The 16883-nt window shown below is 68.7% G+C and carries 12 protein-coding genes; 9 read left to right on the top strand and 3 right to left on the bottom strand.

What is annotated here, in order from left to right:
- Nucleotides 1-22: 22 nt before the first annotated feature.
- Genes ABZ928_RS40570 through ABZ928_RS40560 form a run of 3 tightly spaced genes read right to left on the bottom strand, consistent with a single transcriptional unit; the run spans nucleotide 23 to nucleotide 5363 of the window.
- Nucleotides 23-1513: an NAD-dependent succinate-semialdehyde dehydrogenase gene (locus ABZ928_RS40570; protein WP_361530439.1), complete on the bottom strand. Its 1491-nt coding sequence runs from the start codon at nucleotides 1511-1513 to the stop codon at nucleotides 23-25.
- The gene (locus tag ABZ928_RS40565; protein WP_361530436.1) at nucleotides 1510-4473 is read right to left on the bottom strand and encodes an FAD-binding and (Fe-S)-binding domain-containing protein; all 2964 of its coding nucleotides are present in this window, start codon (nucleotides 4471-4473) and stop codon (nucleotides 1510-1512) included. The genes ABZ928_RS40570 and ABZ928_RS40565 overlap by 4 nt, the downstream gene beginning before the upstream one ends.
- Nucleotides 4474-4526: 53 nt before the next feature.
- A complete protein-coding gene (locus ABZ928_RS40560) occupies nucleotides 4527-5363 on the bottom strand; it encodes a hypothetical protein (protein ID WP_361530434.1) in 837 nt (278 codons plus the stop codon).
- A gap of 137 nt (nucleotides 5364-5500) precedes the next feature.
- Here ABZ928_RS40560 and ABZ928_RS40555 point away from each other — a divergent pair, with 137 nt between their 5' ends.
- The 9 genes from ABZ928_RS40555 (at nucleotide 5501) to ABZ928_RS40515 (ending at nucleotide 16876) form a co-directional block, all read left to right on the top strand.
- Nucleotides 5501-6319 carry an SDR family oxidoreductase gene (locus tag ABZ928_RS40555; RefSeq protein ID WP_361530431.1) on the top strand — a complete coding sequence of 273 codons (819 nt, stop codon included), beginning with the start codon at nucleotides 5501-5503 and terminating at the stop codon, nucleotides 6317-6319.
- 44 nt (nucleotides 6320-6363) lie between these two features.
- Nucleotides 6364-7815, top strand: coding sequence for an aldehyde dehydrogenase family protein (locus ABZ928_RS40550; RefSeq protein ID WP_361530428.1), 1452 nt, complete (start codon nucleotides 6364-6366; stop codon nucleotides 7813-7815).
- Nucleotides 7816-7847: 32 nt separating this feature from the next.
- Nucleotides 7848-8648, top strand: coding sequence for an aldolase/citrate lyase family protein (locus tag ABZ928_RS40545; RefSeq protein WP_361530425.1), 801 nt, complete (start codon nucleotides 7848-7850; stop codon nucleotides 8646-8648).
- Nucleotides 8649-8679: 31 nt separating this feature from the next.
- On the top strand, nucleotides 8680-9654 hold the full coding sequence (locus tag ABZ928_RS40540; protein ID WP_361530422.1) for a 2-dehydropantoate 2-reductase: 975 nt from the start codon (nucleotides 8680-8682) through the stop codon (nucleotides 9652-9654).
- A gap of 530 nt (nucleotides 9655-10184) precedes the next feature.
- The gene (locus tag ABZ928_RS40535; RefSeq protein ID WP_361530419.1) at nucleotides 10185-11630 is read left to right on the top strand and encodes an MFS transporter; all 1446 of its coding nucleotides are present in this window, start codon (nucleotides 10185-10187) and stop codon (nucleotides 11628-11630) included.
- 137 nt (nucleotides 11631-11767) lie between these two features.
- Nucleotides 11768-12796 (top strand): zinc-binding dehydrogenase, encoded by a 1029-nt coding sequence (locus tag ABZ928_RS40530; RefSeq protein ID WP_361530416.1) that lies wholly within the window; start codon nucleotides 11768-11770, stop codon nucleotides 12794-12796.
- 33 nt (nucleotides 12797-12829) lie between these two features.
- On the top strand, nucleotides 12830-14329 hold the full coding sequence (locus ABZ928_RS40525; protein WP_361530413.1) for an aldehyde dehydrogenase family protein: 1500 nt from the start codon (nucleotides 12830-12832) through the stop codon (nucleotides 14327-14329).
- A 604-nt stretch (nucleotides 14330-14933) separates the two neighbouring features.
- Entirely contained in the window at nucleotides 14934-16097 is a 1164-nt protein-coding gene (locus ABZ928_RS40520) for an LLM class flavin-dependent oxidoreductase (RefSeq protein WP_361530410.1), read from the top strand.
- Nucleotides 16094-16876, top strand: a complete 783-nt coding sequence (locus tag ABZ928_RS40515; protein WP_361530407.1) for a glucose 1-dehydrogenase — start codon at nucleotides 16094-16096, stop codon at nucleotides 16874-16876. The genes ABZ928_RS40520 and ABZ928_RS40515 overlap by 4 nt, the downstream gene beginning before the upstream one ends.
- Nucleotides 16877-16883: the final 7 nt, after the last annotated feature.

Here is a 16883-nt window from a genome sequence, read left to right as displayed (position 1 = left end):
CCCCGCTCAGGCCCTCGGCGGGTCAAACCCGTGGGATCGCCATGTACTTGTACTCCAGGAACTCGTCGATGCCCACGCGACCGCCCTCGCGGCCCAGACCGGACGCCTTGACGCCGCCGAACGGCGCGGCGGGATTGGACACGATGCCGGTGTTCAGGCCGACCATGCCGACCTCCAGGGCTTCCCCCACACGGAATCCGCGGTCCACGTCCTGAGTGAACAGGTAACCCGCGAGGCCCCATGGGGTGTCATTGGCCATGCTGACGGCCTCCTCCTCCGTGTCGAACGGGACGACGGGAGCCACCGGACCGAAGATCTCCTCGGTCATGAGGTCCGCCTCCGCCGAGACGTCCGAGAGGACGGTGGGGGCGTAGAAGTAGCCCGGGCGCTCCGGCCGGTTCCCGCCGCAGACGACCTTCGCGCCCTTGGCGACGGCGTCGTCGACGAGCTCCTGGACCTTCCGCAGGGCCTTCTCCTCCACGAGCGGGCCGACCTCGGTGCCCGGCTCGGCGCCGTCGCCGACCGACAGCGCGTCCAGCCGCGTGGCGAGACGGCGAGCGAACTCCTCAGCGACGGGCCGCTGGACGAAGATCCGGTTGGCGGCCGTGCAGGCCTCGCCCATGTTGCGCATCTTGGCGGCGACCGCGCCCTCGACTGCACGGTCGAGGTCGGCGTCCTCGAAGACGATGAAGGGGGCGTTGCCGCCGAGCTCCATCGACGAGCGCATGACGTGCTGGGACGCTTGCTCCAGCAGGCGGACGCCCACCCCGGTCGAACCCGTGAAGCTGATCTTGCGCGCGATGCCGCTCGACATCCACGGCGAGACCACCGCGGACGCCTCGGTCGTGCACACGACGTTGAGGACTCCCGCGGGGAGCCCGGCCTCGACCAGGATGTCCACGAGTGCCAGGGAGGAGAGCGGGGTGAGGTTGGCGGGCTTGAACACGATCGTGCAGCCGGCCGCGATGGCCGGTCCGATCTTGCGGGTGCCCATGGCGAGGGGGAAGTTCCACGGGGTGACAAGCACACAGGGGCCGACGGGTTCGCGCGAGACGAGGATGCGGTTCTTCCCGTCGCCCGTCGTCGTGAGGTCGCCGCCGATGCGGACGGCTTCCTCGGCGAACCAGCGGAAGAACTCGGCGGCGTACGCGACCTCGCCCTTGGCCTCGCCGAGGGGTTTGCCCATCTCGGTGGTCATGATGAGGGCCAGCTCGTCCTGCCGTGCCATGATCAGGTCGTAGGCGCGGCGCAGGATCTCGCCGCGCTCACGGGGAGCTGTCCTGGCCCAGTCCTTCTGTACGCGGCCCGCGGTTTCGATGGCGCGGAGGGCGTCCTCGGGGCCGCCGTCGGCCACGGTCGCGATGACTTCCTCGGTCGCCGGATTGACGACGTCGAAGCGGGCGCCGGACGCGGCTTCGCCCCAGTGTCCGTCGATGAAGACGCCTGTGCTGACCGTGGCGATGGCCTCGCTTGCGCGCTGCGAGGTGCGCAGGGCGCCGGCATTCGTCGTCATGAGAGTCCCTCTGATTGCTTGGTGTGGCGGTCGGTCGTGGTGGTGGAAGTCGGGTTGGCGGCGGTGGTTCTGCCCGGGTCGAGGACCTGAGCCAGGTGCAGGCCCGGTCTCGCGGCATCGAGCTGGTCGACCTGTCTGGCGCACGAGAAGCCGTCGGTCAGTACGGCGGCGTCGTGGCCGGTGGCCCTGAGCGCGGGGGCCAGCGACTGCTCGGCGACCCGCATGCTCACCTCATAGTGCTGGGCTTCGAAGCCGAAGTTTCCGGCCACGCCGCAGCAGCCGTTCGCGTCGACGACCTCGCGTACGCCGGCCGCCTGAAGTGCCGTCCGCTGGGCCGCCGCTCCGAAGACCGAGTACTCGTGGCAGTGCGTCTGTAGCACGGCCTGCTCCGGCACCGGTGTCGCCGGGGACGGCTCCCAGCCGGCGGACACCCGGTCGGCGATATGCGCGGCGAAACTGCGCACCCGTGCCGCGACCCGCTTGGCCTGCTCCGTGTGAACCAGCTCGGGCAGGTCCTTGCGGAGCGCGGCCGCGCAGCTTGGCTCGACGACGACGATCGGTCGGTCGGTGCCGTCGTCGAGCGCTTCCGCGGCCTTGGCGAGCAGCCGTTTCGCGGTACCGAGCTGGCCCGTCGAGATCCAGGTCAGACCGCAGCAGACGTCGGCGGAGCATGCGACGGCGGCGCCGGCGTCCGCGAGGACGCGAGCCGCGGCGCCGGCTACTTCGGGCCGGAAGCCGCGCGTGAACGTGTCCACGAACAGGACCACCGAGTCCGCGCCCCCGCTCGCCGTGGTGATGCCGGCGTCGGCGACCTCGCGCCGCCACTCCCTTGCCCCGGCGAACCGTGGCAGCGCGCGTTTCGTGGTGAGCCCGCCCGCCGCCGCTGCGACCTTGCCCATCGGGGTCGCGAGCACCGCGTTGACTAGGCGGGAGAGGCGGCCCATCAGCTTGAGCCAGCGGGGGAGCCAGCCGAGCGAGAAGTGCGCGAGCGGCCGGAGGCGGCCTCGGTAGTAGTGATCGAAGAACTCCGACTTGTAGGTGGCCATGTCCACGCCGGCCGGGCAGTCGGTCGAGCAGGCCTTGCACGCCAGGCAGAGGTCCAGCGCCTCCCGGACCTCCTCGGACCGCCAGCCGTCCTCGACCGTGCGCGCGCCGCGGACCATGTCCTGCAGGACGCGGGCACGTCCTCGCGTCGAGTCCTTCTCGTCCCGCGTGGCGCGGAAGCTCGGGCACATCACCCCGCCGCTGTCCGCGCGGCACCGGCCCACGCCGATGCAGCCCTGTACGGCGTGAGACCACGGATCCGTCGCGGCGGACGCCGCCGGGCTCAGGTCGAAGCTCGTGCGCCATTCGCGTTCCGGCACCCCCGCGAGGGCGAGGTGGGCGTCCATGGGGTCGGGGTCCGTCATGGAGCCTGGGTTGAGGATGCCCGCGGGATCCCACAGGCGGCGGCACTCGGAGAACGCGGCCATCATCTCGGGCGAGTACATGAGGGGCAGCAGCTCGGACCGTGCACGGCCGTCGCCGTGCTCGCCGGACAGCGATCCGCCGTGCCGGACCACGAGTTCGGCGGCCTGGTGGGTGAACGTGCGGAAGACCTCGCGGCCCTTCTCGCTCCGCAGGTCGTAGGTGATGCGGATGTGCATGCAGCCGGCGCCGAAGTGCCCGTACATGACCCCGGTGAGCTGGTGCTCGGCCAGGAGTTCGCGGAGGTCCGCGAGGTAGTCGGCGAGGCGCTCGGGCGCGACCGCCGAGTCCTCCCAGCCCGGCCAGGACTCGCCCCCCGACGCCAGTCGGGAGGACAGGCCCGCCCCGTCTTCCCGGACCCGCCAGAGCGAAGCGCGCTCCGCCGGATCGGCGGCCGCCCGGCCCTGCACCAGTCGCCCGTTCTCCGCCAGCCGTGCGAGCAGCCGGTCCGCCTGGGCGCGCACCGATGCCGGGTCGTCGCCGTCGAGGTCCACGAAGAGCCAGGCCCGTCCTTCGGGTAGGCCCAGGACGGAATCGGGGCCCCGACGGTCCCGCATCGTGGCGACGATGGCCTCGTCGGTGCCCTCGACGGCGGCCGGAGAGAATTCGAGGATCGTCGGGATGTCGCGGGCGGCGTCGACTACGTCCTCGTAGCCGAGGCAGACGAGCAGCGCGCTCGCCGGCTTCGGTACGAGCTTCATGCGAGCCCCGACGACGATGGCCCACGTCCCCTCGGAACCGACAACGGCGCGCGCGATGTTGAACTTCTTCTCCGGCAGGAGATTGTCGAGGTGATAGCCGGAGACCTGCCGGGGAATGCGGCCCAGTTCGAGGCGGAGAGCGCTCAGGTTCTCCTGCGCGAGCCGGGTCAGCGACGCCGTGAGGGCAGCCGCCCGGATGACGGAGAACGTGTCGGAGGGATCGGTGGCCTGCAGGCCTGTCTCGGTCGCCGTCAGGCGCGCACCGTCGGACGTGACGAGGTCGATCTCCGCCACGTGGTCGGAGGTGCGGCCGTAGCGTACGGAGTGGTTGCCGCAGGCGTCGTTGCCGATCGCTCCGCCGACCGTGGCGCGATTCTTCGACGAAGGGTCGGGCGCGAACGTGCGGCGACCGCCGGTGGCCCGTTCCACCTCGCGGGACAGGGTCGCGAGGACGACGCCGGGTTCGACGTCGGCCGTGCCAGCCTCCTCATCGACGGCGAGGACGCGGTCCATGTGCCGTGAGAAGTCCAGGACGACACCGGGGCCGACGGCGTTGCCCGCCATGGATGTTCCGCCCCCTCGGGCGATGACCGGGGAGCCGCTCGCCCGGCACGCCGCGAGGGCGGCCACGACGTCGTCGACGGTGCGCGGGAAGACGACCGCGAGCGGTTCGACTCGGTAGTTGGAGGCGTCGTACGCGTATTCGGAACGTCGCCGTGGTGACGTGTCCGCCGGCACCCCTGCTTCGGCGAGTTCCCGGAGCAACGCCGGACGGCCGGCGTAATGGGTCATGGGCATGAGCTCTTTCTCGGAAGGTCAGGCGGTGGCCGGCGACCGGTGTCGACTCAGAACCTGTGCAGCACCGCGCGGAAGAAATCGGTCGGCTCGACGGCCTCGACGGGCACCGGACCCTCGCCCGCTAGGAACTCGTAGCCGGTCTCGGGACCGTACTTCTCGCCGCCTGTCGTCACCCTGCCGTTGATCTGGAAGAGGATCTCGATGGAGGGGTGCAGGCCCGCCTGGTAGACCGCGCCGGCGTCCAGGCGCAGGAACCCGATCCGCAGGTCGCGTTCCGTGAAGCTGCCGAGCCACTTTTCCGAGACGCCGGGGTCGCTCTCCTGCCAGGCGTAGGCCTCCGGGTTCATCGCGATGACGTCGGTGTAGCGCGGGGTCGCGAACTCGAGCTTGCCGCCTGTGGCGTGCTCGAAGATCGCCTCCGAGCCGTCCTTGGTCTGGGGTACACCGTTGGCGTCGGTGTAGTGGTACAGGCCCTTCTTGAACTCGCCGGTCCTGGCCAGCTCGGCGTTGACTGCCTCACGCTGCGCGACGCTGAGGTAGCCGGCGCCGCTCGCCCCGCCGCATTGCAGCACCATGGTGCGAAGGCCCTCGGGGCGCTCCTGGGGGCCGTAGTGGACGCTCTCGGGGAAGTACCCCACCCAGCCTTCCTCCAGCACGTGGCTCTCGGTGTAGGGCAGCCGGCCCTGAATGACGTAGCGGATCTGGTCGAAGTTGTGCCGGTGGCGAGGGGTCCGCCAGCCGCCACCGCCGGTGAGGCCCATGTTCAGGTCGTAATTGTTGGGCGAGCCGTCTTCGCCGACCAGGAGGTGCTTCTGGTCGAGCGTTCCCTCACGCATGGTCCCGACGCGCTCACTGCCGGTGTCGGATGCCTTGCTGACGCGCATCTCTACTCCTTCACAAAACGGGTGTCGTCCCGCGGCCGAAGCCGATCAGGACCGATAGCCTTCGTTGACGATATCCCATAATGCGGGATAACGTTCAAGAGCCCCCTGGATGAAGTGCGACGCCGCGAGGATCGACGATGACGACGACACCCCTGACTCACACTCCCTATGACTCCGGCGTGCCGGCGTCGGCGCGGGATTTTGGCGTCGAGCGGCGAGTGGTTGTCGTCACCGGTGCCGCCCAGGGCATCGGCCGCGAACTGGCCCGCCAGTTCGCCGCGGCCGGAGCCTTCGCCGTGGTCGCCGACCTCGACGTCGGCAAGGCGGACTTGGTCGTCAAGGAGATCCATGACGTCGGCGGGGTCGGCCTGGCCGTCAGGGTGGACGTGGCCGACGAGGCGTCCGTCGAGGCGATGGTCGCCACCGTCATCGAGAAGTGGGGCCGGGTCGACGTACTGATCAACAACGCGTCGATCTTCGCGACCATCGAGAAGGGGCCGTTCGACCAGATCCCGGTGGCGCAGTGGGAGCAGGTGCTGAAGGTCAACGTCACCGGGAGCTATCTGTGCGTGCGGGCGGTGGCCCGGTACATGCGCGAGGCGGGCTTCGGCCGCATCATCAACATCTCCTCCGACGCGGTGACCCGAGGCGTCGGCAACTATCTCCATTACGTCACCTCCAAGTCGGCAGTGATCGGTATGACCAACTCCCTGGCGCGCGAGCTGGGCGGCCACGGGATCACCGTCAACTGCGTGCGGCCGGGCATGGTCACCACGGAGGTCGAGCGCGATCAGCCCGCCGAGGCCCGTGCGCGCGCGGCGTCCCAGCAGTGCATCCCGCGGAACATGGTCCCCACCGACCTGGTCGGCGTCATGTTCTTCCTGGCCGCACCGGCGTCCGCGTTCATCACCGGTCAGACGATCGCGTGCGACGGCGGCTACACCCACAGCAGTTGACCGACCCGACAAGCCACACGCATGCCGAGGAGACCGAGCCGCTCATGAGGCAGTACCCGCACCTCTATATAGACGGTCGATGGACCGAGCCGATCGAGCCCCACGAACTGGAGCTCATCGACCCCACCCGCGAGGAGGTCTTCACTCGGGTGGCGCTCGGCACCGCCGCGGACGCGGACCGCGCGGTCGCCGCGGCCCAGGACGCGTTCGAAAGCTTCTCCACCACCTCGGTGGAAGAACGGATCGCGCTGATCGACCGCGTCATCGACGCGTACGAATCACGCCTCGACGAGTTCTCCGAGCTGATCGCGCGCGAGGTCGGCATTCCCGTCGGCAACCGCGCCCAGGTCACCGGACCGGCCCAGCACATGAGGGTGGCCCGCGACCTGCTGCGCGAGTACCCCTTCGAGTCGCGGGTGGGCGGCGCCGTCGTCCGGCGCGAGCCGATCGGCGTCTGCGCGCTGATCTCACCGTGGAACTGGCCGATCCAGACGGGCGTGATCAAGGTCATTTACGCGCTGGCCGCCGGGTGCACGGTGGTCGCCAAGCCCAGCCTCAACTCCGCCGCGAGCGGTGCTCTCCTCGCCGAGGTGCTGCACGAGGCCGACGTGCCGCCGGGCGTGTTCAACCTGGTCAACGGAACCGGCCGGGACGTGGGCGACAGGTTGTCCCACCACCCGGGCGTAGACATGATCTCCTTCACCGGGTCCACCGCCGCCGGCAAGCTGGTGGGGGCCGCCGCCGCGGGCACCGTGAAACGGGTCTGCCTCGAACTGGGCGGCAAGTCGGCCAACATCGTGCTGCCCGACGCCGACCTCGAACAGGCCGCGCGCTGGAACGTCCAACGCTGCTTCTTCAACGCCGGCCAGTCCTGCCACGCCCCCAGCCGGATGCTGGTGCACGAGAGCCAGGTCGAGCAGGTGGTGCCCTTCCTGGTCGACGAGGCACGCCGCTACCGGCTGGGCGACCCCCTGGAGAGCTCGACGACCATGGGCCCCGTCGTCAGCGCCGCCCAGTTCAAGTCGATCAGGGAGTACATCCAGAGCGGTCTCGACGAGGGCGCCCGCCTCGTCACCGGCGGCGCCGAGCGCCCCGAAGGCCTCGCCCGGGGCTACTTCGTGCAGCCCACGGTGTTCACCTCGGTCACCCCGGACATGAGGATCGCCCGCGAGGAGATCTTCGGCCCCGTCCTGGCCGTCCTGCCCTACCGCGCCCAGGACGACGCCCTGCGCATCGCCAACGACTCGCCCTACGGGCTCGGCGGCTATGTCTTCGGCGGCGACCGGACGAACGCCCGCCGCGTGGTGAACGGGCTGCGCGCCGGACGGATCAGCTACAACGGCGCGGCCACGGACTCGTACACGCCCATGGGCGGCTACAAGCAGTCCGGCATCGGCCGCTCGATGGGCAGGTTCGGGCTCGACGAATATCTCGAGGTCAAATCCGTGTACGGGTTCGAGGACGAGGCGCAGACGCTGCCGACGCTGTTCGGCTGAGACACCCCGAGTCGGTCAGGAGCCGTCAGAACATGACCAGTGAAGCCACCCCTCTGCTGCGCAATCCCGTCAAGGAGAAGCTGTCCCGGGGCGAGCCGGTGTTCTCGATGACCGTCCGGCTGGTGCGGACTGTCGACATCGCCGCCATCGCGCACACAGCCGGGTTCGATTCGATCTACATCGACATGGAGCACAGCAGCTTTCCCCTGGAGGCCGCGGGCCAGATCTGCATGGCCTGCACCCACCTGGGAGTCACTCCTCTCGTCCGCGTCCCCGGCCCGGACCCGTTCTTCATCGCCAGGGTCATGGACGCTGGCGCGATGGGGATCGTTGTGCCCGGAGTGCAGTCCGCCGACGAGGCACGTGCCGCGGTGCGTGCTGTGAAGCACGCGCCTTGGGGCGAGCGCTCCCTGGCGGGTGCGGCGCCCCAACTCCTCTACCGGTCCCTCCCCGTCGATCAGACCGTCCGTGAGCTCGACCAGGGCTCCATGGTGGTGACCCAGATCGAGTCCCGGGCCGGCCTGGACGCGGCCGAGGCGATCGCCGCGGTGGACGGCGTGGACATCCTCTTCGTGGGCGCGAGCGACCTCAGCGTCGAGCTGGGTGTCCCGGGGCAGGTGGACCACCCCGAGGTGCACAAGGCGTTCCTCCACGTCATCGACACGTGCCGCGCCCATGGCAAGGCGGTGGGCATCGGCGGACTCGGCGGACGGCCCGACCTCGTCCGTCAATACCTGGAACTCGGCGCCGGCTACGTCTCCACCGGCAACGACATCTCCTTCCTCAGCGCCGCCGCAGCACAGAGACGCCGACAGTTCGACCGACCGGCATGACACGGAACAGGAAGCGCACATGAAAATCTGCGTGTACGGCGCAGGGGCCGTCGGCGGACACATCGCCGGACGCCTAGCCGAAAGAGAAGCCGAGGTTTCGCTGATCGCTCGTGGTGAGCAGCTGGCCGCGATCCGACGGCAGGGGCTGCGGGTGGAGACCCGGGACGGAGAGCTGGTCTCGCACCCGGCGGCCACCGACCGACCCGGGGACCTGGAGCCGCAGGACATCGTCATCGTCGCAGTCAAGGCCCCAGCCCTGCCGGCCATCGCCGAGCAGATCGGTTCCCTGCTGCATGAGGACGGCCTGGCGCTGTTCGTCATGAACGGCATTCCCTGGTGGTACTTCCACGCGCACGGTGGGGCGTTGGACGGCACGCACCTTGGGCGGCTGGATCCCGGGCGGGCGTTGTGGGACCACGTCGACCCGGAGCGCGCCGTGGGCGCGGTGGCGTACACCGCCTGCAGCGTGGTCGCGCCGGGGGTGATCCGAGCCGAGAACGCGCGCAACCGGCTGCTCGTCGGGCGCCCCGACGGCCGGTCCGATGCGCGGCTCGACGCACTGGCGTCGCTCCTGAACCCGAGCGGCCTGGAAGTCACCGTCACGCCGAGGATCCGTGACGCGGTCTGGGTCAAATTGCTGATGAACCTGATCGGGGGCTCGCTGGCAGTCCTCAGTGCCTCACCCATGAAGGACGTTCTCGACAAGCCCGCCGTCGCCGCCGCCGCCAAGGACATGGCAGCCGAGGGTGCCGCCATTGCCCGCGCCCTGGGCTGCGACCCTGGCGATCCCTACGAGGGTCTGGGCAAGCTGGCGAAGTCCGGCCATCTCCAGAGCATCGCGCAGGACCTTCTGGCCGGCCGGCCCATGGAGATCGACGCCATGTTCCGTGTCCCCCTGGACCTGGCCGAACTGATGCAGGTCCCGACCCCCAACCTTGACCTGGTGATCGAACTGGCCACCCAGAGGGCCCGCGCCGCGGGCCAGTATCACGACGCCGGTAGGTGACATCGCACAGGTGTGGCCCCGAGTGCCCGGGACGGTGCTCGTGGCCCGATCAGGCGCGTCCACAGTCGTCTCCGGCGGGCTCGCCGACTCGACCGGGCGGGGAACTCGCCCACTCCTTGAAGTGTGCCGACAAAGCCAGACCATCTCGTTCCGGCCATTGACGAAGTCTCACAATGCCGGATATCTTCAAGCACCGCTGCGAGGAGCCGCGCACCGTCGCTGCTGAACCGCCGACACGACGCATCAAGGCCCAGTCGCCGGTTCATGTTGATCGAGACGGTCCACCCGCAAGAAAAAGCGGTTCATCAACACACCGTCGTGTTCGCGCCGTCGCGCACCGAGCACCAAGCCAAAGGTAGTAGCCGCATGATCGGACAATGTCGATCGAACCCATGCGAAACTCTCAGCCTGGGCGACCACACTCGCACCGTGAAAGCCGTCCTGGGACGGCCCCCGCTCTCTGGCAGTCCCCATGACTCCACCAGCTCCCGTCACGCCGCGGGCCCGGCCCGGCTGGGAGGTGTCGGCCGATGAACACGCCCGTCAACGCGGTCCTGCGGCTCGACAGTTTTCCGATCAGCAGGTTCCACCGTCGCCTGGCGCTGCTGGTCAGCCTCGGCATGTTCTTCGACTCGTTCGACAACACGCTCTCGGCCGGCGTGCTCGCATCGATGCTGGACACCGGCTTCTCGACGCTGGAGCTGAACTCGCTCTTCCTGTCGGTCACGTTCGCCGGCCTCGCGATCGGAGCGGCCTTCGCCGGCTGGCTCAGCGATCGGGTCGGACGTGCCTTCGCCTTCCAGTTCAGCCTCGCACTCTTCGGGATCCTGGCTCTGTGCGCGGCACTCGCACCGTCGATGGAGGTGCTCATCGCCCTGCGAGGCGTGATGAGCATCGGGATGGGGGCCGAGTACGTCATCTGCTACGGCATGATCACCGAGTTCATTCCGCGTGGTCACCGGGGCCGATACCTGGGCGTGCTCGGAATCTTCGCCGGGCTCGGAGTTTCGCTGTCCTCGCTCCTCGGCTGGGTGGTCATTCCCGCATGGTCCTGGCGCGGGATGTTCGTCATCGGGGGAGTGGGTGCGCTCATCGCCTGGTGGATGCGCCGGAACATGCCGGAGTCCCCGCAATGGCTGGAGTCCCGCGGGCGGTACGAGGACGCCGAGGCCGTTATCCGGAGGATCGAGAGGGAGTCCGGCTTCTCGACCCAGGGGCTCAGCCCTGATCCGGTCGTGCACCAGGCGGCTGACGCAGCGGACGAGAAGGCCGAGTGGGTGCCGGTCACGGTGTTGTTCTCGCGTCCTGTCATCCGACGGACGTTGATGGCCCTGGTCCTGACCATGACCTGTCTGTTCGGTTCCTACGCCGTCACCGGATGGATGCCCACGTTCTTCGTGGAGCAGGGGATGACCGTGTCGAAGTCCCTCGGGTTCAACGCGGCCATCATGTCCGGCTACGTCGCGGGACCTCTGCTGTGCGCGTTCATCGTCGACCGCCTCGGCCGGCGGCGCAGCATCATGCTGTTCGGGACGCTCGCGGCGATCTTCGCGGGCATCTATCCCTTTATGGCGGAGCCCGCGTTGGTCATCGCCGTCGGCTTCATCCTGGTCGCCACGGTCGCGTCGTTCCTGGTCCTGGGGCTGGGAACGACCCCAGAGTTTTTCCCCACGGCCTTCCGCTTCCGTGGCGGCGGTTTCGCACAGACGGTCGGTCGCGTCGGCCTGATCTTCTCCCCCTTCATCGTCCTGTGGCTGTTCCACAGCGCAGGTGTCCTCGGGGTGATCCTGGCCGTATCGGGCATGTACGTCGTCGTCACCCTACTCAACGCTGTCGCCGGTGTGGACACCTCTCGTGAGGCGCTGGAGCAGATCGCCCCGGACGGCGGCACCGCTGAAGCGCCGGACAGGCCCAGCGCCGCGCACGCCGCACCGCGAGCGTCGGATCCCTCACCCGGCACGTCGCTCTCGGGCTGATCTCGCGGGAGCCGCCGGAAGACCCGCCCCTCTCATCTCGCCGATGGAGGGGCGCTCCGGCGCTACAAGTCCGCTGCCGGCTATCCCACACGGCGTCGCCGGCGCCGTCCGCCTCCTGACCATCGAGGATCGTTGACATGAAAGCCGTTCTCTTCCTGGGCGAAGGCAAGCTCGATGTCCGTGAGTTTCCGGATCCGGTACCCGGGCCTGACGAAGTCGTGATCCGTATGAAGGCCTCCGGCATGTGCGGAAGCGACCTCAATCACCTCCACGGCCCGCTTCGTAGCGAGTCTCAGCTGGTGATCGAAGGGCATGAGCCGTGCGGCGTCGTCGAGCTCGTCGGTGACGCCGTGCGCCCCAGCGAGGTCAGGGTCGGAGACCGGGTCATGGTCCACCACTACGACGGGTGCCGCACCTGCCGGTACTGCCGCTCCGGCTGGACGCAGTACTGTCCGAACACACGCACGGTCTTCGGCGGGCTCGACGGCGACGGCGGGCACGCGGACTTCATGAAGGTTCCCGCCCACACGCTCATCGGCTTGCCCGACTCGCTCTCGTTCAAGTCCGGCGCGGCCATCTCGTGCGGTACCGGGACGGCCTTCGGGGCCATCAAGAGGGTCGGCCTGTCCGCCGATGAGACCGTGGCGATCTTCGGGCAGGGGCCCGTGGGTCTGAGCTGCACCATGCTGGCCAAGGCCTTCGGCGCTCGGGTCATCGCCATCGACGTCGAGCCCTCGCGATTGGAGATGGCCGAACGGTTCGGCGCCGACCACGTCGTCGACGCCCACAAGCAGGACCCCGTGTCCGCAGTTCGTGAACTCACCCGCCACGGCGAGGGCGCGGACAAGTCCATCGAATGCAGCGCCAACTCCACCGTGCGTCAACAAGCGGTCCAGGCACTCAGGCGCTGGGGAACCGCATGCATGGTCGGGGTCTTCGGCAAAGTCGAGTTGGACAGCGAGGAACTCATCCAGTTGCAGAAGACCGTCGTGGGTTCGCTCACCTTCAGCAAGAACCTCCAGGAGGAGTGCGCTTTGTTCGTGGCCGAGCGTGGCCTCGACGTGGAGTCGCTGTTCACCGATGAGTTCCGGCTGGACGACGCGGAGCGGGCCTACGAACTGTTCGATCGACGCCAGATCGGCAAGGGCGTCTTCGTCTTCGACTGACGAAGTGCCGAAGGTCAGGTGAGAGGGAAGCAAGTGACGACATCCCAGCAGAACTTCGCTCTGTGTGAGCAGGCCCAGAGTTTTTTCTCCCGCGACGTGCACCAGCTCGTCATCGACGGCCGAAGCGTCCCGGCCGCGTCCGGGCGGACACTGACCACCGTCAATCCGTCGACGGGTGAGGTCCTTGCGCGGCTCGCCGCAGGTGATCAGCTCGACGTCGATCGCGCGGTCCTCGCCGCACGCAAGGCGTTCAAAGGCCAGTGGAGTACGTGGACCCCGTACGAGCGCCAGGCGTTGCTGACGCACGTCGCTCAGTTCCTCGACGAACGATTCGAGGAACTGATCCAGATCGAGGCCATGGACATGGGCGCCCCGGTCTCGAGATTGCGCAACAGCAAGCCTGCCTTGATGAAGATGCTGTCGTTCTTCGCCGCGCAGGCGGCCAACATCACAGGTGAGACGTTGATGAACGGCATTCCCGGCAACGTCGCCACGATGACGTTGAAGGCCCCGGTCGGGGTCATCGGCGGAATCATCCCCTGGAACGGCCCGCTCAACAGTCAGTTCTGGATCATCGGCGCGGTGCTGGCCAGTGGGTGCACCGCCGTGCTGAAGCCGTCCGAGGATGCCTCTCTGTCGGTACTGCGGGTGGTCGAGATCCTGCACGAAGCCGGAGTGCCGGCGGGAGTCGTCAATGTCGTCACCGGCCTGGGCAAGGAAGCCGGCCATGCGCTGGCAGCCCATCCCGACGTCGACCGCATCGCCTTCACCGGATCGACGCAGACAGGGCGCAGCATCATCGAGGCGTCCACCGTGAACATCAAGAAGCTGCAGCTGGAGCTCGGAGGCAAGTCGGCGGACATCGTGTTCTCGGACGCGGACCTGGACAAGGCCGTACCGGGAGCTGCGATGGGCGTTTTCGCCAACTCCGGTCAGATCTGCTTCGCCGGCACCCGGGTGCTGGTGCAGCGGACCGTCGTCGACGAGTTCACCGAGCGTCTGCTGGCGTTCACGGACACCCTGCGGGTCGGGCACAGCCTGGACGCCGCTGCCACGTTGGGCCCGGTCATCTCTCAACCCCAGTTGGACAAGGTGCTGTCCTATATCGACATCGGACGAGACGAAGGAGCCGAACTCCTCCGCGGCGGCGGGCGGCTCGGGGACGAGTTCAAGAGCGGATACTTCTTGGAGCCGAGCGTCTTCGGCGGCGTGACCAATGAGATGCGGATCGCCCGTGAGGAGATCTTCGGCCCGGTTCTGTCGATTCTGCCGTTCGACGACGTGGACGAGGCGATCGCCATCGCCAACGACAGCGACTACGGCCTCGGGGGAGCGGTGTGGTCGCAGAATCTGTCCACCGCTCTTCGGGTGGTCCAGGGCGTGCACACAGGCACGATGTGGGTGAACTGTTACGGCTACATCGATCCCTTGGTCGGATTCGGCGGGACGAGGCTCAGCGGGTACGGCTCCAAGGGGAGCGCTGCGCATATGGATACGTACCTGTACACCAAGAGCGTCTACATCCAGTTGTGAGTAGACGGGGATGAGGTGTTCCCTCCGTATCATCCAGGCGCTCGGGCGCTGGCCGGGCCCGACCGTCTGGTGGCTCAGCGGGACTCGGCTCTTGCAGCAGGAGCAGGCCTCGTCCACTGCGACCGTGTCGGGCCGGAGGTGGAAGGTGGGCGGCCCCGGCGTCAGAGGGCCGGGGCGACCTACCGGTCTGCCCGCGCTGTGCGCATTCCGGCCAGCGTTGCGTCACCCGCAGTGCTCGTCGGTGCCGGTCATGTTGCCGTTCTTCGGGCGGACCCCAGGGTGTCGTGATGAGCGCGGTCGGTGGCGGGTCGACGCACACCCTGTACGGGCGTCCTGGGGCAACGCTGCCCCCGGTTTCGAACCGCTGGATCACATTCGCGAACTGTGCACCGCGCGCCTTCCTCTCGCGCTCACGTTCGGTCGAGGCGCCATCCGATGATGCAGCGACCTTGACAGGGGATGGGCGCCGCAAAGAAGCTGAAACCAAGCAGGCGCTTGGTCAAGTGACCCGTTGGGGCGTGCCCGCCCGCGAGCCGGAGAGCGCCCGGACAGGTGTGAGCAGGGACGGAGCTGAGGCTGTATGGTCCACGAGGTTCAAAACCGGATGCGGTTCGGCGTTTTCCTGCCGCCGCTGTATCGCCCCAGCGGCAACCCCAGTTGGGACCTCGAACGCAGCCTCCAACTGGCCGAGAAACTGGACGTGCTCGGCTTCGACGAGCTGTACTTCGGCGAGCACCACTCCGGCGGTTGGGAGATCTTCGGCAGCCCCGAGATCATGATCGCCGCCGCCGCGCAACGCACCAGGCAGATCAAACTCGGCACGGGTGTCATCTCGCTGCCGTACCACCATCCCTTCAACGTCGCCGACCGGATCGTCCTGCTGGACCACCTCACCCGCGGTCGGGCCGTCATCGGCGTCGGTCCCGGGGCGCTGCCGTCCGACGCCGCCATGCTCGGCATCGACTACACCAGCGCCCGTGAGCGCATGGAGGAGTCGCTGGAGGCGATCCTCGCCCTGCTCGACCAGGACGGGCGCATCGACCGGAAGACCGAGTGGTTCGAGTTGGTACAGGCGCAGCTGCATCTGAAGCCCTACACCCGCCCGCGTCCGGAGATCCTCGTCACCGCGGTCGCCTCGCCGTCGGGCCCGCGCCTGGCCGGCCGACTGGGCCTGCCCATGCTGGCCCTGACCGTCTCCACCCCGGCCGGCAAGGAGGCGCTGGCCGCACACTGGCGGATCGCCGAAGAGGAGGCGGTCGCTGCGGGGCTGCCGGCCCCCGACCGCTCCCGCTGGCGCCTGGTCACTCCCCTGCACATCGCGCCCACTCACACCAAGGCCGAGGACCAAGTGGCCTACGGCATCGAGGAGTCGGGCGAGTACTTCTTCCGCGACGCCGGCATCCTGCGCAACCTCATCGAGGGAGCGGGGCTGCCACCGGACGCCTCCAAACTGGATGTGTTCCGGCACACGGGCATGGGTGTCATCGGCACGCCGCAGGACGCGATTGAGCACATCGAAGGCCTCCAGGAGACCTCCGGCGGCTTCGGCACCTACCTGATCATGCTGCAGGACTGGGCCGACCACACCGACACCCTCCGCTCACTGGAGCTTTTCGCCGAATACGTCATCCCGCACTTCCAGGACGCCACCCTGCGGCGCGAGGACAACTGGTCGGCCTTCCAGGCGGACTCGGAACGGGCCATTGAGGTGGCCAACCAGGCGGCACGCCAGGCACGGGAGAAGTACGAGCGGAGCCGCCGGCCATGACCACGAAACAGACCGCCCTCGCACGGCTCGCCAGCCGGGTCGCCCTCGTCACCGGCGCCGCGCGGGGACAGGGCGAGGCGATCGCCCGGCTCTTCGTCGCCGAGGGCGCCCAGGTTCTGCTCGGCGACGTACTGGAGGAGCCCGGCGAGAAGCTCGCGGCCGAACTCGGCGTGGCCGCGCGTTTCGTACGACTGGATGTCACGGACGAGGGGCAGTGGCGTCGGGCTGTCGAGGTGGCGACGGGGACCTTCGGCCGGCTCGACGCGCTGGTCAACAACGCGGGCATCCTGCACATGGGCTCCGTGTCCGACACCACCGCGGCGCAGTTCCGGCGTGTTGTCGAGGTCAACCAGGTCGGCGTCTTCCTCGGTATGAAGGCCGCGGCGCCGGCGATCGCCGCCGCGGGTGGCGGAACCATCGTCAACTCCGCGTCCATCAACGCCTTCGTCGGAGTCGCCGGCACGGTCGCCTACTCCGCCTCCAAGTGGGCCGTGCGCGGCATGACCCGTACCGCCGCCCTGGAACTGGGGCCGAGGGGCATCCGGGTCAACGCCGTGGCCCCGGGCAGCGTGGCCACCGCGATGATCGCCCCGGACGGCATCGAGGCGATGCCCGAAGAGGCGAAGGCCGCGTTCGCGAAGCTGCCGCTGGGCCGGGTCGGCCGGCCCGAGGAGATCGCCCGCGCGGTGCTGTTCCTGACCAGTGACGAGTCGTCGTACTGCACGGGCGCCGAATTCGTCGTGGACGGCGGCTCGCTCGCCGGCCCGGTGTACGACTGAGGAGCGG

Origin of the sequence: Streptomyces sp. NPDC046909 (assembly GCF_040644695.1) — a bacterium.
Taxonomy (GTDB): Bacteria; Actinomycetota; Actinomycetes; order Streptomycetales; family Streptomycetaceae; genus Streptomyces.
Note: the sequence above shows the minus strand (reverse complement) of the source record. Positions and strands in the feature narration are given on the sequence as shown.

Bases quoted from the DNA above. Each gene is read 5' to 3' on its own strand.
- ABZ928_RS40570 (WP_361530439.1), bottom strand. From the start codon at position 1,513: ATGACGACGAATGCCGGCGCCCTGCGCACCTCGCAGCGCGCAAGCGAG.
- ABZ928_RS40565 (WP_361530436.1), bottom strand. From the start codon at position 4,473: ATGACCCATTACGCCGGCCGTCCGGCGTTGCTCCGGGAACTCGCCGAA.
- ABZ928_RS40560 (WP_361530434.1), bottom strand. From the start codon at position 5,363: ATGCGCGTCAGCAAGGCATCCGACACCGGCAGTGAGCGCGTCGGGACC.
- ABZ928_RS40555 (WP_361530431.1), top strand. From the start codon at position 5,501: ATGACGACGACACCCCTGACTCACACTCCCTATGACTCCGGCGTGCCG.
- ABZ928_RS40550 (WP_361530428.1), top strand. From the start codon at position 6,364: ATGAGGCAGTACCCGCACCTCTATATAGACGGTCGATGGACCGAGCCG.
- ABZ928_RS40545 (WP_361530425.1), top strand. From the start codon at position 7,848: ATGACCAGTGAAGCCACCCCTCTGCTGCGCAATCCCGTCAAGGAGAAG.
- ABZ928_RS40535 (WP_361530419.1), top strand. From the start codon at position 10,185: ATGAACACGCCCGTCAACGCGGTCCTGCGGCTCGACAGTTTTCCGATC.
- ABZ928_RS40530 (WP_361530416.1), top strand. From the start codon at position 11,768: ATGAAAGCCGTTCTCTTCCTGGGCGAAGGCAAGCTCGATGTCCGTGAG.
- ABZ928_RS40520 (WP_361530410.1), top strand. From the start codon at position 14,934: ATGCGGTTCGGCGTTTTCCTGCCGCCGCTGTATCGCCCCAGCGGCAAC.
- ABZ928_RS40515 (WP_361530407.1), top strand. From the start codon at position 16,094: ATGACCACGAAACAGACCGCCCTCGCACGGCTCGCCAGCCGGGTCGCC.